This is a genomic window from Pseudonocardia bannensis, from assembly GCF_012911875.1.
In the GTDB taxonomy this organism is placed as follows: Bacteria; Actinomycetota; Actinomycetes; order Mycobacteriales; family Pseudonocardiaceae; genus Pseudonocardia; species Pseudonocardia bannensis.
Genome location: NZ_JAAXKZ010000105.1, coordinates 1 through 21,359, shown reverse-complemented (window position 1 = coordinate 21,359; position 21,359 = coordinate 1). Strand labels below are relative to the sequence as shown.

General features: G+C 73.7%; 17 protein-coding genes. 12 read left to right on the top strand and 5 right to left on the bottom strand.

The window, feature by feature from the left end; all coding sequences use genetic code 11:
• Positions 1–172 precede the first annotated feature (172 nt).
• Together HF519_RS22740 and HF519_RS22735 are read left to right on the top strand one after the other, a co-directional pair.
• A complete protein-coding gene (locus tag HF519_RS22740) occupies positions 173–1,147 on the top strand; it encodes a COX15/CtaA family protein (protein ID WP_312860288.1) in 975 nt (324 codons plus the stop codon).
• Positions 1,148–1,237: 90 nt separating this feature from the next.
• Complete coding sequence (locus HF519_RS22735) at positions 1,238–2,236, top strand: quinone oxidoreductase family protein (protein WP_169415025.1); 999 nt, start codon at positions 1,238–1,240, stop codon at positions 2,234–2,236.
• Between the two features lie 78 nt (positions 2,237–2,314).
• On the opposite strand, the gene HF519_RS22730 is transcribed toward HF519_RS22735, so the two are convergent.
• From HF519_RS22730 to HF519_RS22720, 3 genes are all read right to left on the bottom strand, one after another.
• Positions 2,315–3,346 (bottom strand): ABC transporter ATP-binding protein, encoded by a 1,032-nt coding sequence (locus HF519_RS22730; protein WP_169415024.1) that lies wholly within the window; start codon positions 3,344–3,346, stop codon positions 2,315–2,317.
• Positions 3,343–4,938, bottom strand: coding sequence for an ABC transporter permease (locus HF519_RS22725; RefSeq protein WP_246244935.1), 1,596 nt, complete (start codon positions 4,936–4,938; stop codon positions 3,343–3,345). Before HF519_RS22725 ends, HF519_RS22730 begins: the two co-directional genes overlap by 4 nt.
• A gap of 99 nt (positions 4,939–5,037) precedes the next feature.
• Positions 5,038–6,090 carry an iron ABC transporter substrate-binding protein gene (locus tag HF519_RS22720; protein WP_312860287.1) on the bottom strand — a complete coding sequence of 351 codons (1,053 nt, stop codon included), beginning with the start codon at positions 6,088–6,090 and terminating at the stop codon, positions 5,038–5,040.
• Between the two features lie 143 nt (positions 6,091–6,233).
• On the opposite strand from HF519_RS22720, the gene HF519_RS22715 reads away from it, so the two are divergent.
• Together HF519_RS22715 and HF519_RS22710 are read left to right on the top strand one after the other, a co-directional pair.
• Positions 6,234–8,306, top strand: a complete 2,073-nt coding sequence (locus tag HF519_RS22715; protein ID WP_169415023.1) for a S9 family peptidase — start codon at positions 6,234–6,236, stop codon at positions 8,304–8,306.
• 114 nt (positions 8,307–8,420) lie between these two features.
• On the top strand, positions 8,421–9,560 hold the full coding sequence (locus HF519_RS22710) for a hypothetical protein (protein WP_169415022.1): 1,140 nt from the start codon (positions 8,421–8,423) through the stop codon (positions 9,558–9,560).
• Here the strand turns inward: HF519_RS22710 and HF519_RS22705 are convergent.
• Positions 9,557–10,468, bottom strand: coding sequence for a heme o synthase (locus HF519_RS22705; protein WP_312860289.1), 912 nt, complete (start codon positions 10,466–10,468; stop codon positions 9,557–9,559). The genes HF519_RS22710 and HF519_RS22705 overlap by 4 nt on opposite strands.
• A gap of 301 nt (positions 10,469–10,769) precedes the next feature.
• Here HF519_RS22705 and tkt point away from each other — a divergent pair, with 301 nt between their 5' ends.
• The 7 genes from tkt (at position 10,770) to HF519_RS22670 (ending at position 19,492) form a co-directional block, all read left to right on the top strand.
• Positions 10,770–12,869 carry a transketolase gene (tkt, locus tag HF519_RS22700; RefSeq protein WP_169415021.1) on the top strand — a complete coding sequence of 700 codons (2,100 nt, stop codon included), beginning with the start codon at positions 10,770–10,772 and terminating at the stop codon, positions 12,867–12,869.
• A gap of 24 nt (positions 12,870–12,893) precedes the next feature.
• The gene (gene tal, locus HF519_RS22695) at positions 12,894–14,006 is read left to right on the top strand and encodes a transaldolase (RefSeq protein ID WP_169415020.1); all 1,113 of its coding nucleotides are present in this window, start codon (positions 12,894–12,896) and stop codon (positions 14,004–14,006) included.
• 33 nt (positions 14,007–14,039) lie between these two features.
• A complete protein-coding gene (locus HF519_RS22690; protein WP_169415019.1) occupies positions 14,040–15,629 on the top strand; it encodes a glucose-6-phosphate isomerase in 1,590 nt (529 codons plus the stop codon).
• Positions 15,630–15,676: 47 nt separating this feature from the next.
• Complete coding sequence (gene zwf / locus HF519_RS22685) at positions 15,677–17,239, top strand: glucose-6-phosphate dehydrogenase (protein WP_169415026.1); 1,563 nt, start codon at positions 15,677–15,679, stop codon at positions 17,237–17,239.
• Between the two features lie 34 nt (positions 17,240–17,273).
• Positions 17,274–18,224, top strand: a complete 951-nt coding sequence (gene opcA, locus HF519_RS22680) for a glucose-6-phosphate dehydrogenase assembly protein OpcA (protein ID WP_169415018.1) — start codon at positions 17,274–17,276, stop codon at positions 18,222–18,224.
• An 8-nt stretch (positions 18,225–18,232) separates the two neighbouring features.
• Positions 18,233–19,015, top strand: a complete 783-nt coding sequence (gene pgl / locus HF519_RS22675) for a 6-phosphogluconolactonase (protein WP_169415017.1) — start codon at positions 18,233–18,235, stop codon at positions 19,013–19,015.
• 63 nt (positions 19,016–19,078) lie between these two features.
• Positions 19,079–19,492, top strand: coding sequence for a hypothetical protein (locus tag HF519_RS22670; RefSeq protein WP_246244931.1), 414 nt, complete (start codon positions 19,079–19,081; stop codon positions 19,490–19,492).
• Between the two features lie 25 nt (positions 19,493–19,517).
• On the opposite strand, the gene HF519_RS22665 is transcribed toward HF519_RS22670, so the two are convergent.
• A complete protein-coding gene (locus tag HF519_RS22665; RefSeq protein WP_169415015.1) occupies positions 19,518–20,018 on the bottom strand; it encodes an Lrp/AsnC family transcriptional regulator in 501 nt (166 codons plus the stop codon).
• Positions 20,019–20,093: 75 nt separating this feature from the next.
• On the opposite strand from HF519_RS22665, the gene purT reads away from it, so the two are divergent.
• Positions 20,094–21,359 (top strand): formate-dependent phosphoribosylglycinamide formyltransferase (purT, locus tag HF519_RS22660; protein ID WP_169415014.1); only part of this gene is annotated, 1,266 nt, incomplete at its 3' end.

The window sequence follows — 21,359 nt, the reverse complement described above, 5'->3', positions numbered from 1 at the left end:
ACCCGCCCCCCACCCGCGAGTCGGGGTCTCCCCGTGCGCGAGTCGGGGTCTCCTCGTGCGCGAGTCGGGGTCTCCTCGTGCGCGAGTCGGGGTCTGCGCGGGCGCGAGTCGCGGTGGCTGCGCGGGCGGCCCGGTCGGCCGGGCACCTGCTCGCGCGGCCTACCATCGGCTCGTGGCTCGACCCTCTCTCCTGGACCGGCTTCCCGCTACCTCCCCGACCGTGATGCGCCGGCTCGCGATCGCCGCCGTCGTCGCACAGGCCGGCATCGCGGTGACCGGCTCGGTGGTCCGGGTGACCGGCTCCGGACTCGGCTGCCCCACGTGGCCGCAGTGCTTTCCCGGCAGCCTCGTCCCGGTGGCCCACCCCGAGATCGCCGCGCTGACGCAATGGGTCGAGTTCAGCAACCGGCTGCTGACCTTCGTCGTCGTCTTCGTCGCCGGGCTCTGTCTGCTCGCCGCGCTCGGCACCCGCCCCCGCCGGCGCCGGCTGACCCTGCTCGCCGCGACCATGCCGATCGGGGTCGTCGCGCAGGCCGTGATCGGCGGCGTCACCGTGCTGACCGGGCTGGCCTGGTGGACCGTCGCCGTGCACTTCCTGGCCTCGATGGTGCTGGTGTGGCTGGCCGTGCAGCTCGTGGCGGCGGCGACCGAGGGCAGCGGGCCACCGCGGCCGCTGGTCCCACCCGCGGTGCGGGGCCTCGTCGCCACGAGCACCGCCGTCCTCGGCGCCCTGCTCGTCGCCGGGACGCTGGTCACCAGCGCCGGGCCGCACGCCGGTGACGCCGCCACGCCGCGGCTCGATCTCGGTGTTCCGGGCCTCGCCCAGCTGCACGCCGATCTGCTGTTCGTCTACCTCGGGCTCCTCGTCGGGCTCGGCTTCGCGCTGCGGGCCGTCGCGGCGCCACGCGCGCTGAACCGGCGCTTCGCGGTGCTGGTCGCGGTGGTGCTGGCCCAGGGCGGCCTGGGCGCGTTCCAGTACGCGCTCGGCGTACCGGAGATCCTCGTCTCGCTGCACGTCCTCGGCGCCGCGGTCGTCACCGCGGCCGCGGCCGCCGTCTGGGCCGCCACGGTCGAGCGCCCGCGCGCCGGGCCGGCCACCGCCGTACCCGCCCCCGAGCTGGCGGATGCGGGCGCCGATCGGGCCTGATCCACGCCCGGGTGGAACGATCACCCGCGATCGGTATCGAGTCGGCGCCGAGTAGGCGCCGGGTTGATCACGACGTCGAGGAGGACGTTCATGCGCGCTGTCCAGGTGACGAAGCCCGGCGGACCCGAGGTGCTGGAGACGACCGAGCTCGCGGACCCCGAGGCGGGGCCGGGCGAGCTGCTGGTGGACGTGGCGATCGCCGGGGTCAACTACATCGACACGTACCAGCGTGCGGGCATCTACCGGGTGGACACGCCGTACGTGCCGGGCATGGAGGGTGTCGGCCGGGTGCGGGCCGTCGGCGACGGGGTCGACGAGTTCGCGGTGGGCGACCGGGTCGCCTGGGCCGAGACGATCGGCAGCTACGCCGAGCGTGTCGCGGTGCCCGCCGACAAGGCGGTCGCGGTCCCCGACGCGGTGTCCGACGAGCAGGCCGTCGGTGCGCTGCTGCAGGGCATGACGGCGCACTTCCTGGTCAACGACACCTACCCGCTCACCGCGGACGACACCGTCCTGGTGCACGCCGCGGCGGGCGGGGTCGGGCTGCTGCTCACCCAGCTGGCCGCCGCCCGCGGGGCCCGCGTGATCGGGACCGTCTCGACGGCGGAGAAGGGGGAGCTGGCCCGCGCGGCCGGCGCCACCGAGGTGATCCGCTACACCGAGTTCGCCACGCCGGCGGACCTGGCCGCCGAGGTGCGCCGTCTGACCGGCGGCGCCGGCGTGGACGTCGCGTACGACAGCGTCGGGAAGACGACCTTCGACGCCAGCCTGGCGAGCCTGCGCCGGCGCGGGATGCTCGTGTTGTTCGGCGCGTCGAGCGGCCCGGTGCCGCCGGTCGACCCGCAGGCGCTCAACGCGGCCGGGTCGGTGTATCTGACCCGGCCCAAGCTGTTCGACCACGTGGCCGAACGCCCGGCACTGGTCACGAAGGCCGCCGCGGTGTACCAGGCGGTGGCCGACGGCACCCTCGACGTGCGCATCGGGGGCCGCTACCCGCTGGAGCAGGCCCGGAGCGCGCACGAGGACCTGCACGCCCGCAGGACGACGGGCAAGCTGCTCCTCACGGTCCGATCGACCACCCGACCGTGATCAGCACGAGCGGGACGGGGCCCGCGCGGGTGCAGCTCCCGCCCCGCTCCGGCTGATCATCGTGTGCGCGCGGCGCCGTCAGCTCGCGAAGAACCGCGCGGAGCCGTCGACCCGCACCTCGGTGCGCTGCCCGACCCGCAGCCCGCCGGCGTCCATGGTCCGGCAGCGGACGGTCCGCCCGTCGAGGTCGAGCAGCACGGTGGTGTCATGACCGTGGAAGACCACCTCGACGACGGTGGCCCCGACCCCCGACGTGCCCGCGCCGTCGAGGCGGAGCTGCTCGGGGCGCAGCAGCACCTGTCCGACGCCGTCCGCGACCCCCGGGACGGGCAGCGTCCCCAGCACCGTGGTGGCGCGCCCCCGCGACACCGTCGCCGGCAGCACCACCGCCTCGCCGACGAACTCGCCGACACCGACATCGGCCGGCGTCGAGTAGACCTCGCGCGGCGGGCCCGCCTGCACCACGCGGCCGTCCCGGAGCACCGCGACGACGTCGGCGGCGCCCAGCGCCTCCTGCTGGTCGTGTGTCACGAGCACGGCGGTCGCTCCGGCGGCCCGCAACGCCGCGCGGACCTGCTCGCGCACCTCGGCGCGCAGCCCGGCGTCGAGCGCGGTGAACGGCTCGTCCAGCAGGACCAGCGCCGGGGCCGGGGCCAGCGCCCGAGCCAGGGCGACCCGCTGCTGCTGGCCCCCGGACAGCTCCGACGGCATCCGCTTGCCGTAGCCGGCAAGCCCGACCAGTTCGAGCATCTCCTCGACCCGGCCGCTGCGGCGCCCGGCGCGGTCCAGCCCGAAGCCCACATTGCGCGCCACGTTGAGATGCCCGAACAGCGCGCCCTCCTGGGGCACGAGCCCGACCCGGCGCCGCTCGGGTGGCAGGTCGACGCCGTCCCCGGCCACCAACCGACCCGCCAGGTGGACCGAACCCCCGTCGACCGGGTGGAATCCGGCGATCGCCCGCAGCAGCGTCGTCTTGCCGCAGCCGGAACCCCCGAGCACGGCGGCCAGCGCGCCCGTCGGCACCTCGAGGTCCACTCCGTGCAGGACCTGGGTCCCCGGATAGCCGGCGGTCAGGCCGGTGATGCGCAGCGCCGCCTCGGTCCCGGTCATCGGTCCTCCTTCTCCTGCGCCCGCAGGGCGCGGTCGTGCTCCCGGAAGGCGCGGTTCAGCACCAGGGTCGGGATCGCGGCGAGCAGCACCAGCAGCACGGCGTAGGGCGCCGCGGCCGCGTACTGGCCCACTCCGGTGTAGCTCCACAGCCGCACGGCGAGGGTGTCGGCTCCGGTCGGCCGCAGCATCAGCGTCGCCGGCAGCTCCTTGGCGATGGTGAGGAACACCAGCGCCGCACCGGCGCCGACCCCGGGTGCGGCCAGCGGCAACGTGACCCGGGCCAGGGTGACGAACCGGCTGTGGCCCAGCGACCGGGACACCTCCTCCAGCCGGGGCGGCGCGGCGACGACGGCGGTGCGCACGGCACCGACGGCCAGCGGCAGGAACAGCACCGCGTAGCCGAACACGAGCAGCGGCAGCTCCTGGTAGATGCCCGGCAGCACGCGGACGCCGAGGAAGACCAGCGCGAGCCCGACGGTGATGCCGGGCAGCGCGTGCCCGACGTAGGTCGCGGTCTCCAGGGTGGCGGTGGCGCGCCCCCGGTAGCGCGCGGCGAGCACCCCGACCGGGATCGCGAGCACGGTGGTGACGATCGCGCCGGCCGCGGCGGCCTGCAGCGTCACCAGACCCGCGTCCCCGAGGTCGGGGAGGTCCACCCCGAGCGAGGAGCCGACCACCATCCAGTGCGTCAGGCTGTAGGCCGGGACCCCGAGCGAGACCGCGATGACGAGACCGACGAACCCGGCCCAGGCCGGCCGCCACCGGCCCAGCCGGGTCGCCGCCGCCTGCCGCGGCACGCCGCGGCCGACGAGCTGCGCCGCCCGGCCGCGGGCCCGCGCCTCACCCCAGGTGATCAGGGCCGCCAGGACCACGAGCACACAGCCCAGCACGGCGGCGGGGGTGCGGTTGAACGTCCCGCGGTAGCTCGTGTAGATGCCCAGCGTGAAGGTGTCGTAGCGCATCAGCGAGACCGCGCCGAAGTCGCTCAGGATGTAGAGCGCGACCAGCAGCCCGCCGGCGGTGGCGGCCGGCCACACCTGGCGCAGGGTGACCCCGAGCAGCACTCGTGCCGGGCCGTGGCCCAGCGACCGGGCCACCTCCTCGAGCCCGGTGTCGGTCGCGCGCAGCGCCCCGACCACCGGCAGGAACACGTACGGGAAGCTCACCGAGACCAGGACGCCGAACGCGCCCCAGAACCCGGCCAGGCCCGGTGCCTCGGAGATCCAGGTGAACCCGGCGACGTAGGACGGGACGGCCAGCGGCAGCGCGAGCAGCACACCGGCCGCGCGGCGCCCGGGCAGATCGGTGCGGACCACCAGCCAGGCACCGAGGAACCCGATCACCATGCAGGCGGCGGTCACCGCCCCGGCCAGGGCCAGGCTGCGCAGGATGAGCTCACCCGTGCGCGGACGGCCCAGGACCTCCAGGAACGCGCCGGGGCCGGCATCCAGCGAGCGCACCACCAGATAGACCAGCGGGACGAGCGCGACCAGTCCCGCGATCGCGCCCCAGCCCACGAGGAACGGCGGCGCGCCGGTCGCACGGCGACGCCGCGGGTGGGTCCGGGCGGGCGATGTCGTGGTGGTGGGCAACGAGCACTCCTCGGGAACGAGACGACCGGCGGCGGGTGGCGCCCCGGCCAGGGGCACCACCCGCCGCGATCGGCGGCCCGCCGGGGCCGCCGGGAGGCGTCAGAGCAGGCCGACCTGCTGCAGCATCGCCTCGGTCTGCTCCAGCGACGACAGGTCGGCGAGGTTCACGTCGGGCGGCGACAGCGAGGCCAGCGGGGCCAGGTCGTAGTCACGCGTCGGGGTGACGCCCTCGACCACCGGGTACTCGCCGGTCTCGTCGACCAGGTACTGCTGGGCCTCCTCGGACAGCAGGAAGGCCACCGCGCGCTGCGCCGCCTCCTTGTTGTCGCTGGCTTCCACCACGCCCGCGCCCGCCACGTTGACCAGGCCCAGCGGGTCGTTCGGCACGTAGTGGTTGCGCGCCTTGTAGCCGGCCGGGTCGACCTCGGAGGTCTTCTCGTAGAGGTAGTAGTGGTTGACCAGGCCCGCGGGCAGGGTGCCGGCCGCGACGGCGTCCAGGATCGCGCCGTTGCCGTCGAAGCGCTGCGGGTTCTGCGCGGCGAACGCGGTCAGCCACTGCCGGGCCCCGTCCTCGCCCCGGATGAGCCGCAGCCCGGTGACGAAGGACAGCCAGGACGCGTTGGACGGCGCGTAGCCGATGCGGCCCTTCCACTTCGGGTCGAGCAGGTCGTCGAGGGAGCGCGGCAGGTCCGCCGCCGGCACCAGGTCCGGGTTGTAGGTGACGACGCGGGCCCGGGCCGACGTCGCCACCCAGGTGGAGTCCGTCGCGCGGTACTTCGCGGCCGCCGGCGCGATCACGTCGGCGGGCAGCGGAGCGAGCAGGCCGGCACCGCTGAGCGCACCCAGCGCGCCCGCGTCCTGGCCGAAGAACACGTCGGCCGGGGAGTCGGCCCCCTCCTCGAGCAGCTGCGCCGCCATCTCGCCGGTGCTGCCGTAGCGCACCTCGACGTCGACCCCGACCGCCTTCTCCAGCCGGTCGAGCAGCGGGCCGACCAGGTTCTCGCTGCGACCGGAGTAGATCGTCAGGGCCGCGCCGTCCGCGGGCGCGGCCGCCGGGGTACCGCCACCGCAACCCGCCACCGCGGCAAGGGACGCCGTGACGGCTGCGGCGCCGATCCACCGCAGGACCGCGGAGTGAGTCCGAAGTGACACTGTTCGCTCTCCTTATCCGAAACTGAAGGGAGCCTAGCCTTAACAAAGGGGAACTCAAGACGTGACAAACCACCGCAAAGGTGCTTGCGCCCTCCCCACGGCGAAGGAGGCGCTTGCCCGGGCCGGTCGGCGATGGTCTAGGCATGGGCGATGTGACCGATGCAACCGAGAAGCCGACGGGCGACACCGTCGCGCCCACGCCGTTCCACGACCTGCAGGACTACATCGCGCTCCCCCGGCTGAGCGGCCTGGCCATGTCCCCCGACGGCTCCCGGCTCGTCACGACGGTGTCGGCGCCGGACCCGGACCGCACCCGCTACCTGACCGCGCTCTGGGAGATCGACCCGAGCGGCGCCCGCCCGGCCCGGCGGCTCACCCGCAGCGCGGCAGGCGAGCAGGGTGCGGTGTTCACCCCCGGCGGCGACCTGCTGTTCGTCTCCACCCGGCCCGGCCCGGACGAGAAGCCCAAGGAGCGCACGCCGGCCGCGCTCTGGATGCTGCCCGCGGGTGGCGGCGAGGCCCGCCTCGTCGGCACCCGGCCCGGCGGTGTCGGCGCCCCCGTCGTCGCTGCCGAGGCCGGCACCGTGGTGGTCACCTCGATGACGCTGCCCGGGGCGATCACCGGTTCCGACGACCAGCAGCGCCGCGATGCCCGCACGGACAAGAAGGTCACGGCGATCCTGCACAGCGGCTACCCGGTGCGGTTCTGGGACCACGACCTCGGACCGGACCGGCCGCGGCTGCTGGCCGGCGAGGTGCCGGCGGGAGACCACGAGGTGGAGTGGGCCGATCTGACACCCGATCCGGGCGGTGCGTTGCTGGACTCCTCGGCCGACATCAGCCCGGACGGCACGACGGTCGTCACCGACTGGCAGATCGCCGAGCCGTTCGGTTCGGCGCGCCGCATCCTGGTGGCGATCGACGTCGCGACCGGGGAGCGCCGGACCCTGGCCGACGACCCGGGGTTCGAGTTCAGCGGGGCCCGGATCAGCCCCGACGGCCGCACCGTCGCCGTCATCCGGGAGAGCCGCTCGACACCGGCCGCGGCCCCGCGGGTCGACCTCGTGCTGGTACCGCTGGCCGGCGGTGAGACCCCCGGGGTCCGTGAGCTCACCCGCGAGTGGGACCGCTGGCCCGCCGAGGTGCGCTGGACCCCGGACGGCAGCGCGCTGATCGTCGTCGCGGACTCCGACGGCCGCTCGCCGCTGTTCCGCGTCGCCGTCGCCGACGGGGCCGTGACCCGGCTGACCGGTGACGACGGTGCCTACACCGATCCCCGCGTCTCCCCCGACGGCCGGCACGTCTACGCGCTGCGCGGCGCCGTGGACGCGCCTCCCGCCCCGGTCCGGCTGGACGCGCACGCCCCCGACCAGCGCCCACAGCCCCTGCCCGGGCCGGCGGGCCGGCCCGCGCTGCCCGGGACCATGTCCGAGATCACCACCACCGCCGAGGACGGCACGCCGCTGCGGGCGTGGCTGGCGCTGCCGGGGAACGCCACCGATGAGCCCGCGCCGCTGCTGCTGTGGATCCACGGCGGTCCCCTGGGCAGCTGGAACACCTGGCAGTGGCGGTGGAACCCGTGGCTGATGGTGGCCCGCGGGTACGCCGTGCTGCTGCCCGACCCGGCGCTGTCCACCGGCTACGGCCAGGAGTTCATCGACCGGGGCTGGGGTGAGTGGAGCCGCGCGCCCTACACCGATCTGCTGGCACTGACCGATGCGGCGCAGGCCCGGCCGGAGGTGGACGCGACCCGTACGGCGGCCATGGGCGGCTCGTTCGGCGGATACATGGCCAACTGGATCGCCGGGCACACCGACCGGTTCGCCGCGATCGTCACCCATGCCAGCCTGTGGGCCCTGGACCAGTTCGGCCCCACCACCGACGCCGCGTTCTACTGGTCGCGGGAGATGACGGCGGAGATGGCGGCGGCGAACAGCCCGCACGTGCACGCCGACGCGATCACCACACCCATGCTGGTGATCCACGGCGACAAGGACTACCGGGTGCCGATCGGCGAGGGCCTGCGGCTGTGGTGGGACCTGATGTCGCGGCAGGAGGATCCCGAGGGCCAGCCGCACCGGTTCCTGTACTTCCCCGACGAGAACCACTGGATCCTCACCCCGCAGCACGCGATCGTCTGGTACCAGACCGTCACCGGGTTCCTGGACCATCACGTGCTGGGCAAGGACTTCGAGGTCCCGGAACTGCTGTACTGAGCCGAGAGCGGACCGGCGGTGGTCCGGTGCTGAGCCCGGTCGGGCCAATCCTGCGGGGCGGCCTGGGCCCCTCGGGCCGTGGACAGTGCCCGCGGGACACCCCACCCTGCCCGGATGGTGACGACCTCGACCCCCGCCCGGGACCGGACGGGTGGGACCTCCGACGGCCCGCCGCCCCGGACCCGCACGTTGCTGGTCGGGATCGTCGCCGACCCGGGCCTGCCCACCGAGATCGCGCACCGACTGGCCGAGGAGCTACCCGGCGCGCTGGCCGAACGCTCCGGCCACCGGCTGCACTGCCGGGTCGTCGTGGTCTCCGAGGAGCTGTCCCGGGACGAGAGCACGCGCCTGATCGACCTGATCACCGAACGGCGCGTCCGTGAGGGCTGGGACTTCGCGGTCTGTCTGACGGACCTGCCGCTGGAGACCCCCGAGGGGCAGCTCGTCGCCGACCTGAGCACCCAGGGCGGCGCCGCCGTGATAGCGACCCCGGCCTTGAGCATGATCCGCCCCGCGGAGCACGCCCGCGACATCGTGGTCCGGCTGCTCCTGGAGTGGGCCGGTGAGCTCCCGGGGGCCCGCGCGCAGCGTGAGATCGAGGAGGACAGCTTTCCCGGGGCGCCGTCGGTGCGCGGCGCACCCCCCGACCACGACGACATCGACCTGCGGGTGGCCGCCCGCGCGAGCCGGTTGCGGCAGCTGGCCGGGATGGTGTGGATCAACCGGCCGTGGCGGCTCGTGCTCGGGCTGCGCAGCGCCATGGCCGCCGCGCTGGCCACCGCGGCGTTCGGACTGGTGAACAACGCGGTCTGGCAGCTCAGCGGAGCGCTGAGCACCACCCGGCTGGTGATCGCCATGGTGGCCTCGCTGGTGTCGATCGTGGCCTGGCTGATCGTCAACCACAACCTGTGGCAGCATCCGGAGGATCCCGATCCCGAGGACCGCCGGCGGGTCCGGCTCTTCAACGCCGCCACCGTGCTGACCCTCGCGATCGGCGTCACGGTGTCCTACATCGTGCTGCTCGTCGGCACGACGGCCACCGGATGGTTCGTGGTCGTCCCCGAGGTGCTGTCCAGCTCGATCGGCCGCCCGGCCGCGTTCGGGGACTACGTCGGCCTGGGCTGGCTGGTCGCCTCGCTGGCGACGGTCGGTGGCGCGCTCGGCTCGGGGCTCGAATCCTCCGACGCGGTGCGGAGCGCGACCTACGGCGCCCGGGACCGGTACCGCCGGGCCCAGCGCGCCCGCGAAGCCTAGAAGGGCCAGCCCAGCACGGGCAGACCGACCGCGGCGTCCACCGCGATCGCGGCGAACAGCACGCACAGGTACATGTTCGACAGGTGGAACAGCCGCATCGGCACCACCTCACGCCCGGCACGCACCCCGGCGTGCAGCCGGTGCGACTTGAAGACGAACCAGCCCCCGCCCGCCACGGCGACCGCGGCGTAGATCCAGGAGGTGGCCGGGAGCAGCAGCAGCGTCCACAGCGCCATCACCCAGGAGTAGACGACGATCCGCGCCGAGACCTGCACCGGCGTCGCCACGACCGGCAGCATCGGCACGCCCGCCGCGGCGTAGTCGTCCTTGTACCGCATGGCCAGGGCCCAGAAGTGCGGCGGCGTCCAGAAGAAGATGACGCCGAACATGACCAGCGCGGGCCACTCGACGGTCCCCGTCACCGCGGCCCAGCCGATCACCACGGGCATGCAGCCCGCGGCCCCGCCCCACACGATGTTCTGGGCGGTGCGGCGTTTGAGCAGCAGCGTGTAGACCAGCACGTAGAACGCGATCGCGGCGGCGGAGAGCGCGGCCGCCAGCCAGTTGGTGGTCAGGCCGAGCCACACCGAGCTCAGCGCCCCGAGCACCAGTCCGAAGATCAGCGCGTGGCGCGTCGGCACCTGACCCTTGGCCAGCGGGCGGCGGGCGGTGCGCTTCATCACCGCGTCGATGTCGGCGTCGACCACACAGTTCAGGGCGTGCGCGCTCGCGGCGGCCATCGCGCCGCCCACCAGCGTGGCGACGATCAGCCACACCGACGGGATGCCGCGTTCGGCGAGGAACATCGCGGGCACCGTGACCACGAGCAGCTGCTCGATGATCCGCGTCTTGGTGAGCCCGAGGTAGGCCCGGACGACGTCACCGACTCGCCGCAGCTGGGCCCGGATGCGCGGCCCGTGCTGGCGCTGCGGTGGCGACTCCGTCGATCCCCGGTGGGACACGGGCGCGCTCACCAGTTACTACCTCGCTCGGGGGATGTGGTGGTGATCGGAAGGTCGTGCACGGAAACAATTTCTACAGCCCGTCGATGGTAGCCCGCGGCATGCCACGGCAAGTCGCGGGGTAGCCCCGTGGTGACCGGGTGGGCGGTGATCACCCCGGGACCTCCGGGCCGACTAGGCTGACCGGTGAGCCGGATGCGCCGTGGCGAACCGCCCGCGCCCCCACCACAGACCCAGGAGCACTGCCGTGTCCGTACCCACGCCGACCGACGTCTCCAACCTCACCCGAGCCGACGTACCGCAGGACTGGACGGAGCTGGACCGTAGGGCGGTCGACACCGTGCGGGTTCTCGCCGCCGACGCGGTGCAGAAGGTCGGCAACGGCCACCCCGGCACCGCGATGAGCCTGGCCCCGTTGGCCTACGCGCTGTTCCAGCGGGTCATGCGACACGACCCCAACGACCCGGACTGGGTCGGCCGCGACCGCTTCGTGCTGTCCGCCGGGCACTCCAGCCTGACCCTCTACATCCAGCTGTTCCTCTCCGGCTACGGCCTGGAGCTCGACGACCTGAAGGCGCTGCGCACCTGGGGGTCGAAGACGCCGGGGCACCCGGAGCACGGGCACACCCGCGGTGTCGAGATGACCACGGGCCCGCTGGGCCAGGGGCTGGCGTCCGCGGTGGGCATGGCGATGGCCGCCCGTCGCGAGCGCGGGCTGTTCGACCCGGACGCCCCGCTGGGTGAGAGCCCGTTCGACCACCAGATCTACGTGATCGCCTCCGACGGCGACATCCAGGAGGGCGTCACCTCCGAGGCGTCGTCGCTGGCCGGCACCCAGCAGCTGGGCAACCTCACGGTCATCTACGACGACAACAAGATCTCCATCGAGGACGACACGACGATCGCGCTGTCCGAGGACACCGCGAAGCGCTACGAGGCCTACGGCTGGCACGTTCAGGTCGTCGAGGGCGGCGAGAACGTCACCGGCATCCTCGACGCCCTGGAGGCGGCCAAGGCCGAGACCTCCCGGCCGTCGTTCATCCAGCTGCGCACGATCATCGGGTTCCCCGCGCCGACGAAGATGAACACCGGCAAGGCACACGGTGCCGCGCTGGGCGACGACGAGGTGGCCGAGGTCAAGAAGATCCTGGGCTTCGACCCGGAGCAGAGCTTCCAGGTCGAGCCGGAGGTCCTCGCCCACGCCCGCAAGATCCGCGAGCGCGGTGCGCAGATGCACAGCGAGTGGCAGCAGCGCTTCGACGAGTGGGCCGCCCGCGAGTCCGAGCGCAAGGAGCTGTTCGACCGGCTGCTGGCCCGCAAGCTGCCGCAGGGCTGGGACGAGGCCCTCCCGCGGTGGGAGGTGGGCAAGGAGCTGGCCACCCGCAAGGCCTCCGGCGAGGTGCTCAAGGCACTGGCCCCGGTCCTGCCCGAGCTGTGGGGCGGTTCGGCCGACCTGGCCGAGAGCAACAACACCACGATGGAAGGGGCCGACTCCTTCGGCCCGGAGTCGATCGCCACCTCGATGTGGAACGCCCACCCCTACGGCCGCACGCTGCACTTCGGGGTCCGCGAGCACGCGATGGGCGCAGCCCTCAACGGCATCGCGCTGCACGGCCCGACCCGGCCCTACGGCGGCACCTTCCTCGTCTTCAGCGACTACATGCGCCCCGCGGTGCGGCTGGCGGCGATCATGCAGACCGCCGTCACCTACGTCTGGACGCACGACTCGATCGGCCTGGGCGAGGACGGTCCGACCCACCAGCCGATCGAGCACCTGGCCGCGCTGCGCGCGATCCCGGGGCTGTCGATCGTCCGGCCCGGTGACGCCAACGAGACCGCGGCGGCCTGGAAGGCCGTCCTCGAGCAGCACGGCCCGGTCGGGCTTGCGTTGACCCGGCAGAACCTGCCCACGCTCGAGGGCACCTCCACCGAGGGCGTCGCCCGCGGCGGCTACGTGCTGGCCCCCGCATCCAACGAGGCGTCCGGCGGCGAGCCGCAGGTGGTCATCGTCGGCACCGGCTCGGAATTGCAGCTCGCGGTGTCCGCCCGGGAGGTCCTGGAGGCCGACGGCATCCCCACCCGGGTCGTGTCGATGCCGTGTGTCGAATGGTTCGACGCCCAGGACGAGGCCTACCGCGAGTCCGTGCTGCCCTCGGCGGTGCGCGCCCGGGTCGTGGTCGAGGCCGGCATCCCGCAGCCGTGGTACCGGCTCGTCGGTGACGCCGGCGAGATCGTCGGCATCGACCACTTCGGCGCCAGCGCCGACCACAAGACCCTGTTCCGGGAGTTCGGCTTCACCACCGAGGCGGTCGTCGACGCTGCCCGCCGCAGCATCGCCGCCGCCTGACACCTCATCTGGAGGAGCTCGGTAATGAGCACCAACGAAAGGCTCGCCGCCCTGGCCGCAGCGGGTGTGTCCATCTGGCTCGACGACCTGTCCCGGGAGCGGCTGCGCAGCGGGAACCTGCTGGAGCTGATCCGCGACTGGTACGTCGTCGGTGTCACCACCAACCCGACGATCTTCGCCTCCGCACTGGCCGAGGGAGACGCCTACGACGAGCAGATCCGTGAGCTCGCCGCCCGCGGGGCCTCGGTGGAGGACGCGGTCCGCGAGATCACCGTGGCCGACGTGCAGCAGGCCTGCGACGTCTTCTCCGGCACCTGGGAGACCACGAACGGCCTGGACGGCCGGGTCTCGCTGGAGGTCGACCCGGGCCTGGCGCACAACACCGAGGAGACCGTCGCCCAGGCGCTGGACCTGTGGAAGGCGGTCGACCGGCCGAACCTGCTGGTCAAGATCCCGGCCACCGAGGCGGGGGTCCCCGCGATCACCCGCGCCCTCGCCGAGGGCGTCAGCGTCAACGTCACCCTCATCTTCTCGGTCGAGCGCTACCGCAAGGTGATGGACGCCTACCTCGCCGGTCTGGAGCAGGCCGCCGCCAACGGACACCAGCTCGCGTCGATCGAGTCGGTCGCGTCGTTCTTCGTGTCCCGGGTGGACACCGAGATCGACAAGCGGCTCGAGGCGATCGGCACGCCGGAGGCCCTCGAGATGCGCGGGAAGGCCGCGATCGCGAACTCGCGGCTCGCCTACGCGGCGTATGAGGAGATGTTCTCCGGGCAGCGCTGGGAGGCACTGGCCGCCCGGGGCGCCCGGGTGCAGCGGCCGCTGTGGGCCTCGACCGGGGTGAAGAACCCGGACTACCCGGACACCCTCTACGTCACCGAACTGGTCGTCGCCGGCACCGTGAACACGATGCCGGAGGCCACGCTGAAGGCCTTCGCCGACCACGGCGAGGTGCACGGCGACCGGGTCACCGGCCGGGCCGCGGAGGCACAGGCTGTGTTCGACGCCCTCGAGCGGGTCGGCATCGACGTCACCGACGTCTTCCTCACCCTGGAGAACGAGGGCGTGCAGAAGTTCGAGAAGTCCTGGGACGAGCTGGGCGAGACCGTCCGGGCCAAGCTCGACCAGGCGAAGTGACACCCGCCGCGCGACCGGACCGGTGATCCACCTGTGAACCAGCCGTCCGTCGACCTCACCGGCGGGTCGCTCTCCGAGGAGGTGGAGCGACTCGCCGGTGAGCTGACGGCCGACTCCGTGGCGTCCCGGATCGCCGAGGGCGACCCGAGCCCGTGGGGCCAGGGCAGTACGGCGGCGGACGGGCTGGGCTGGGTCGACTTGCCACGCGCGTCGCGCCCGCTGCTCGGGCAGATCAGCGCGCTGCAGGAGAGCTTCCGGGTGGCCGGGGCGACCCGGGTGGTGCTGGTCGGCACGCCCGGGGTGACGGCCGGCGCCGAGGCGATCGCCCGGGACGCGGGTGTCGCGCTCACCGTCCTGGACACCGCCGATCCGGGGCAGGTCGGTGACGCGCTGGCCGGGGACCTGACGGCGACCGTGCTGGTCGTCGCGGACCGCGCCGGGGACACCCCGGCCGGAGCGCCCGACGGCTCGGCCGGCGCCATGGTCGGCTCCGTGGCCCGGGTGCTGGGCGACGCGCTCGCCGCCGAGGGGGTCGATCCGGCGCAGCGCACCGTGGTGATCACCGAACCCGGGTCGGTGCTCGACGAACGCGCCCGCAGCGCGGGTGCGACCGTCATCACCGCCGACCGCGACGTCCCCGACCGGTTCTCCGCGCTGGGCCCGTTCGGCCTGGTCCCCGCGGGGCTGGCCGGGGCCGACGTCGCCCGGGTCCTCGCCGACGCCGCCGCCGCCACGGAGGAACTGGGCCGCGACGACCCGGTGAACCCGGCGCTGCGCCTCGCCGCCGCGCTCGCGGCGAGCACCGGCCCGCTTGCCGTCGATGCCACCCGCGGACCCGACGGGCTCGCGGAATGGGTCGAGCAACTGATCACCGGGTCGTTCGCCGGGCAGGGACCACTGCCCCTGCTCGTCGAGGGGCCGGACGCGCCCGGCTGGTCCGACGCCGGCACCACCGTCGCGCTGGGGGGCCCCACCGCGCTCGGCTCCGCCGATCCGGCCGGTCTCACCACGGCCGGGCCGATCGGTGCGCAGTTCGTGCTCTGGCAGTGCGCGGTCGCGGCGGCCGGACGACTGCTCGACGTCGACCCGTTCGCCGCCGGGACCGGGCCCGCGCCCGCACCGGCCGGCGACCCCGCGGGCGACGCCGAACCGGCGTTCGTCGACGGCACGGTCGCGGTGCACGCCGGGCCGTGGCTGCCCGCCGGCACGGGGACCGTCACCGAGGCCCTGCGTGCCCTGGTCGATCTCGCCGGGACCGGCGGTCATCTCGTCGTCGCGGCCTGGCTCGACCGCATCGAGGACGCGTCGGCAGCGGTGCTGCGCGGCGAACTGGCCCGCCGGACCGGGCTCACGACGAGGTTCGGCTGGGCCCCGCGGTGGCGCCCGGACGGCCGCCGGGATCCGGACGCGCCGACCGGCGGGGTGTTCTGCCTGCTCACCGGGGACGCCGAGGAGGATGTTCCGGTGCCCGGCCGGCCGTACGGGCTGGCGGCGGTCCAGCGTGCGCAGGCCCGGGCGGAGGCCGCCGCGCTCGCCGGGGGCGGCCGGCCGGTACTGCGACTGCACCTGCGGGACCGGGTGGCCGGGCTGGTCACGGTGGCCAAGGCCATCCAGGAACTGTGACGAGCGACGGGACGAGGACTGAGATGGGATCCGGAGTGAACGCCGGAGTGACGCGAGCGTCCGCGAGCACGGGCGCGTCCGAGCGGGACTGGACGAATCCGCTGCGCGACCCGCGGGACAAACGGCTGCCGCGCATCGCAGGACCGTGCGGCCTGGTGATCTTCGGGGTGACCGGCGACCTCTCCCGCAAGAAGCTCATGCCCGCCATCTACGACCTGGCGAACCGGGGCCTGCTGCCACCGGGCTTCGCGCTCACCGGCTTCGCCCGCCGGGAGTGGGGGCAGGAGGACTTCGGCCAGGTCGTCTACGAGGCCGTCAAGCAGTACGCCCGCACCCCGTTCCGCCAGGAGGTCTGGGACCGGCTCGCCGAGGGCTTCCGGTTCGTGCAGGGCAGCTTCGACGACGACGACGCGTTCGACCGCCTCGAGCAGACCGTCGCCGACCTCGACAGGATCCGCGGCACCAGCGGCAACCACGCGTTCTACCTGTCCATCCCGCCGTCGGCGTTCCCGGTGGTGTGCAAGCAACTGGCCCGGTCCGGGCTGTCGGCCCAGGACGTCGAGCAGTGGCGCCGGGTCGTCATCGAGAAGCCGTTCGGTCACGACCTGCAGTCGGCCCGCGAGCTGAACGAGATCGTCGACGAGGTCTTCCCCGAGGACTCGGTGTTCCGCATCGACCACTACCTCGGCAAGGAGACGGTCCAGAACATCCTGGCGCTGCGCTTCGCCAACCAGCTGTTCGAGCCGATCTGGAACAGCCACTACGTCGACCACGTGCAGATCACGATGGCCGAGGACATCGGCCTCGGCGGACGCGCCGGCTACTACGACGGCATCGGCGCGGCCCGGGACGTCATCCAGAACCACCTGCTTCAGCTGCTCGCGTTCACGGCGATGGAGGAGCCCACGTCGTTCTCCTCCGACGAGTTGCGAGCCGAGAAGATCAAGGTGCTGAACGCGACCCGGCTGGTCGGCCCGCTCGACGAGACCACCGCGCGGGGGCAGTACACCGGTGGCTGGCAGGGCGGCGAGCTCGTCCGCGGCCTGAAGGAGGAAGAGGGCTTCGACCCGAACTCCCACACCGAGACGTTCGCCGCGATCACCTGCGAGGTGAACAGCCGGCGGTGGGCGGGCGTCCCGTTCTACCTGCGCACCGGCAAGCGGCTGGGCCGCCGGGTCACCGAGATCGCGGTGGTGTTCAAGCGGGCGCCGCACCTTCCGTTCGACGCGACGATGACCGAGGAGCTCGGGCAGAACGCGTTCGTCATCCGCGTCCAGCCCGACGAGGGCGTGACCATGCGGTTCGGGTCCAAGGTGCCGGGCAGCCAGATGGAGGTCCGCGACGTCACGATGGACTTCGGCTACGGCACCGCGTTCACCGAGGCGTCCCCGGAGGCCTACGAACGGCTGATCCTCGACGTGCTGCTCGGTGAGCCGTCGCTGTTCCCGGTCAACGAGGAGGTCGAGCGGTCCTGGGAGATCCTGGACCCGGTCATCGAGCACTGGGCGGCCCAGGAGAAGGGCCCCGACCCGTACCCGGCCGGCAGCTGGGGCCCGGAGTCGGCGCAGCAGATGCTGGCCCGGACCGGGCGCGCCTGGCGGCGGCCGTGAACCCGCGGCACTCGATTCGGAACCGGAGCCGAGCATGATCGTCGATCTGCCGTCGAGCACCACCTCGGCGGTCAACAGGAAGCTCGTCGAGCTGCGCGAGACCGGGGGGGTCCTCGCCCTCGGCCGGGTGCTCACCCTCGTGGTCGTGACCGATGACGGCGCCGACATCGAGAGCGCGATCGCGGCGGCGAACTCCGCCAGCCGCGAGCACCCGTGCCGGGTGATCGTCCTGGCGCGCGGGCAGCGCCGGGCCGCCGCACGGCTCGACGCCCAGATCCGTGTCGGCGGTGACGCCGGGGCGAGCGAGGTCATCGTGCTGCGCGGCTACGGCCCGCTGGCCGCCGACGAGCCCGGTGCCGGCATGGTCGCGCCGCTGCTGCTGCCCGACGCGCCCGTCGTCGCATGGTGGCCCGGGGAGGCCCCGGCGGTGCCGTCGGGGGACGCGATCGGTCGGCTCGCCCAGCGCCGGATCACCGATGCGCTGTCGGCGAAGAACCCGATCCGGGCGTTCGAGCAGCGCCGCGCCCACCATGTCGCGGGCGACACCGACCTCACCTGGACCCGGCTCACCCACTGGCGGGCGCTGCTCGCCGCCGCGCTCGACCACCCGCCGTACGAGGCCGTCACCAGCGCCGTCGTCGCGGGAGAGGCCGTGTCGCCGTCCACCGATCTGCTGGCCGGCTGGTTGTCCAACCGGCTCGGCGTCAAGGTCAAGCGCTCCCCGTCCAGCAGCGGAGCGGGCATGTCGTCGGTGCGGCTCAACCGGCCGTCCGGTCCCATCGAGCTGATCCGCCCTGACGGCCGGACCGGCACGCTGCGGCAACCCGGACAGCCCGACCGGCTGATCGCGCTGTCCCGGCGCGGGGTACCCGACTGCCTGGCCGAGGAGCTGCGCCGGTTGGATCCAGACGAGATCTACGGTGCGGCGCTGACCGGCGTCGCCGACATCGCCCGGGGCCGGACCCCCGTCAAGGTAGAGGTGTGATGACCCACATGGCAGCCCAACCGGACATCGTCGTCCACTCGTCCTCCGATGTCCTGGCGGCCGCGGTCGCAGCCCGGCTGGTGACCAAGCTCGTCGATCTGCAGGCCGCGGGCACGACCCCCAAGCTGGTGCTGACCGGCGGCAGGATCGGTATCGCCGTGCTCGAGGAGCTGCGTCGCACCCCGGCCAGGGACGCCGTCGACTGGGCACGCGTGGAGTTCTACTGGGGCGACGAGCGCTTCCTGCCCCCCGGCGACCCGGAGCGCAACGAGACCCAGGCCCGGCAGGCGCTGCTCGACCACGTGCCGGTCAACCCGGAGTTGGTCCACCCGATGGGCGCGGACACCGGCACCGGCCCGGGCGGCGCCGAGGCCGCGGCCCAGGAGTACGCCGACCTGCTGGCCCGCAAGGCGGCCCCGGAGGACCACGGCCCTGTGCCCACGTTCGACGTGATGCTGCTGGGGATGGGTGCCGAAGGGCATACGGCGTCGATCTTCCCCCACTCCCCCGCGGTCTACGAGACCGAACGCACCGTGGTGGCCGTCTACAACTGCCCCAAGCCGCCGCCCACCCGCGTCACGATGACGCTGCCGACCATCCGCTCCGCCGCCGAGGTGTGGATCATGGCCACCGGCGAGGAGAAGGCCGCGGCGGTGTCGATGGCGCTGAGCGGGGCCGGCGAGGTCGCCATCCCGGTGGCCGGGGCCCGCGGCAAGCGCCGGACCCGCTGGTTGCTCGACCGCACGGCCGCGTCGAAGCTCCCCCGCGACCTCGTCCCCCATATCGCCTGACAGCCCCGTGAGCGGATGAGGCTGTTCCGGCGACGATCTCCGCTCAGAGCACTGGAGGCGACGGTGTCGCACGTGGTGGTGGACGCGGCCAACGTGGTCGGTTCCCGGCCGGACGGCTGGTGGCGCGACCGGGCCGGGGCGGCGCGCCGGCTCGCCGAGCAGATCGACGCGACGTTGCGCACCGACCCGGAGGCGCTGGCCGATGCGGTCGGCGTGCCGCCCGACGACCTGCACGTGCCGCTCGTCCTGGAGGGCGCGGCGCGCCGCGCCGAACCGGACATCACCGACCCGCGCCTGGAGATCGTGCGGGCGCCGGCCGACGGTGATCACACCATCGCCGAGCTGGCCCGGCAGCTGGCCGAACAGGGCGACGACGTCGTGGTGGTGACCGCGGACCGCGGCCTGCGCGAGCGGGTGCGGGCCGCCGGCGCGCGGGCGGTCGGGCCCGGGACGCTGCTGCACGCGCTCACCAGGTGAGCGGACCGTCCGCGCCCGGCGCCGGTCAGGACGACCGGCGCCGGGACGCGCTGGCCGCGGCCGCGCTGGCGCCGATCGCGGCGCCGACCACCGAGCGCCGCGGCAGCGGGCTGGAGTAGACCACGCTCGTGGTCACCGCTCCCAGTCCGCCGATGCGCCCGGTGATCTCCTCGAGGTGGCGCATCGACCGCGCGCGCAGGGTCAGCACGAAGCAGTCGTCGCCGGTGACGTGGTGGGCCTCGGTGACCTCCGGGGTGGTGGCCAGCAGGTCGCGGAAGGGCTTGTCGTTCCCGCTGGGGCGGCGCAGCCGGACCACGGCCGTGATCGCCAGGCCGAGCTTCTCCGCGTCGATCTCCGCGGTGTAACCGGTGATGACCCCGAGCTCCTCCAGCCTGCGCACCCGCTCGGTGACCGCGCTGGGCGAGAGCGCGACGCTGCGACCGAGGTCTGCATAGCTGGCCCGGCCGTCGCGCTGCAGTGCTTCCAGCAACTGCCAGTCCGTATCGTCCAGTGATTCCACGGCCATCGCGCGAATCTACCGTGATATCCACGGTATGGGCCGGGGTACGGCACCACGCCGTGCCGTCCTATCGTGATCGATATGACGGCAGGCAGCCACGCCCCCGACGACCAGGACATCCGCATCGGCACCCCGAACAGCCCGGGCGCAACCCGGGTCATGCTGCTCGGCTCCGGGGAGCTGGGCAAAGAGGTGATCATCGCCTTCCAGCGGCTCGGCGTCGAGGTGATCGCGGTCGACCGCTACCCGGGGGCGCCCGGGCACCAGGTCGCGCACCGCTGGCACGCCGTCGACATGACCGACGCCGCGGCGCTGTCCGAGCTGATCGAGCGGGAGCGGCCGCACCTCGTCATCCCGGAGATCGAGGCGATCGCCACCGACGCCCTGGCCGCGGTCGAGGCGGCGGGAACCGCGACCGTGATCCCCACCGCGCGGGCCACCCAGCTCACCATGGATCGCGAGGGCATCCGCCGGCTCGCCGCCGAGGAACTCAGCCTGCCCACCTCGCCCTATGTCTTCGCCGACACCCTCGACGAGGTCCGGGCGGCGATCGAGGACGGCAGCGGGGGGATCGGCTACCCGTGCGTCATCAAGCCCGTGATGTCGTCGTCGGGCAAGGGGCAGTCCGTGGTCCGCAGCGCGGCCGACCTCCCGGAAGCGTGGGAATACGCGATGGCCGGCGGCCGGGTGCAGGGCGCCCGGGTCATCGTCGAGGGCTTCGTCGACTTCGACTACGAGATCACCCAGCTCACGGTGCGCGCGGCCGACGGTGACGGCGGGACCGGGACGTACTTCTGCGCCCCCATCGGGCACCTGCAACGCGCCGGCGACTACGTCGAGTCCTGGCAGCCGCAGCCGATGAGCGACGCGGCCGCGGCGGCCGCCCGGGACATCGCCGAGCGGGTGACCACCGCGCTGGGCGGGCGCGGCGTCTTCGGGGTGGAGTTGTTCGTCCGCGGCGACGACGTCTACTTCTCCGAGGTCTCCCCCCGCCCGCACGACACCGGCCTGGTCACCCTGGCCACCCAGCGGCTCTCGGAGTTCGAGCTGCACGCCCGGGCGGTGCTGGGCCTGCCGGTGGACGTCACATTGCGCTCCCCGGGTGCCTCCGCGGTGATCTACGGCGGGGTCGACGCCCCCGGCATCGCGTTCGACGGCGTCGCCGAGGCGCTGGCCGTCCCCGAGACCGACCTGCGGCTGTTCGGCAAGCCGGAGAGCTTCGTGCGCCGGCGGATGGGCGTGGCCGTGGCGGCGGGCCCGGACACCGCCGTCGCGCGCGAGCGGGCGACCCGCGCAGCCAACCTGGTCCGCCCGACCCCCGCCCCGGCCCCCGAGCCCACGAGACCT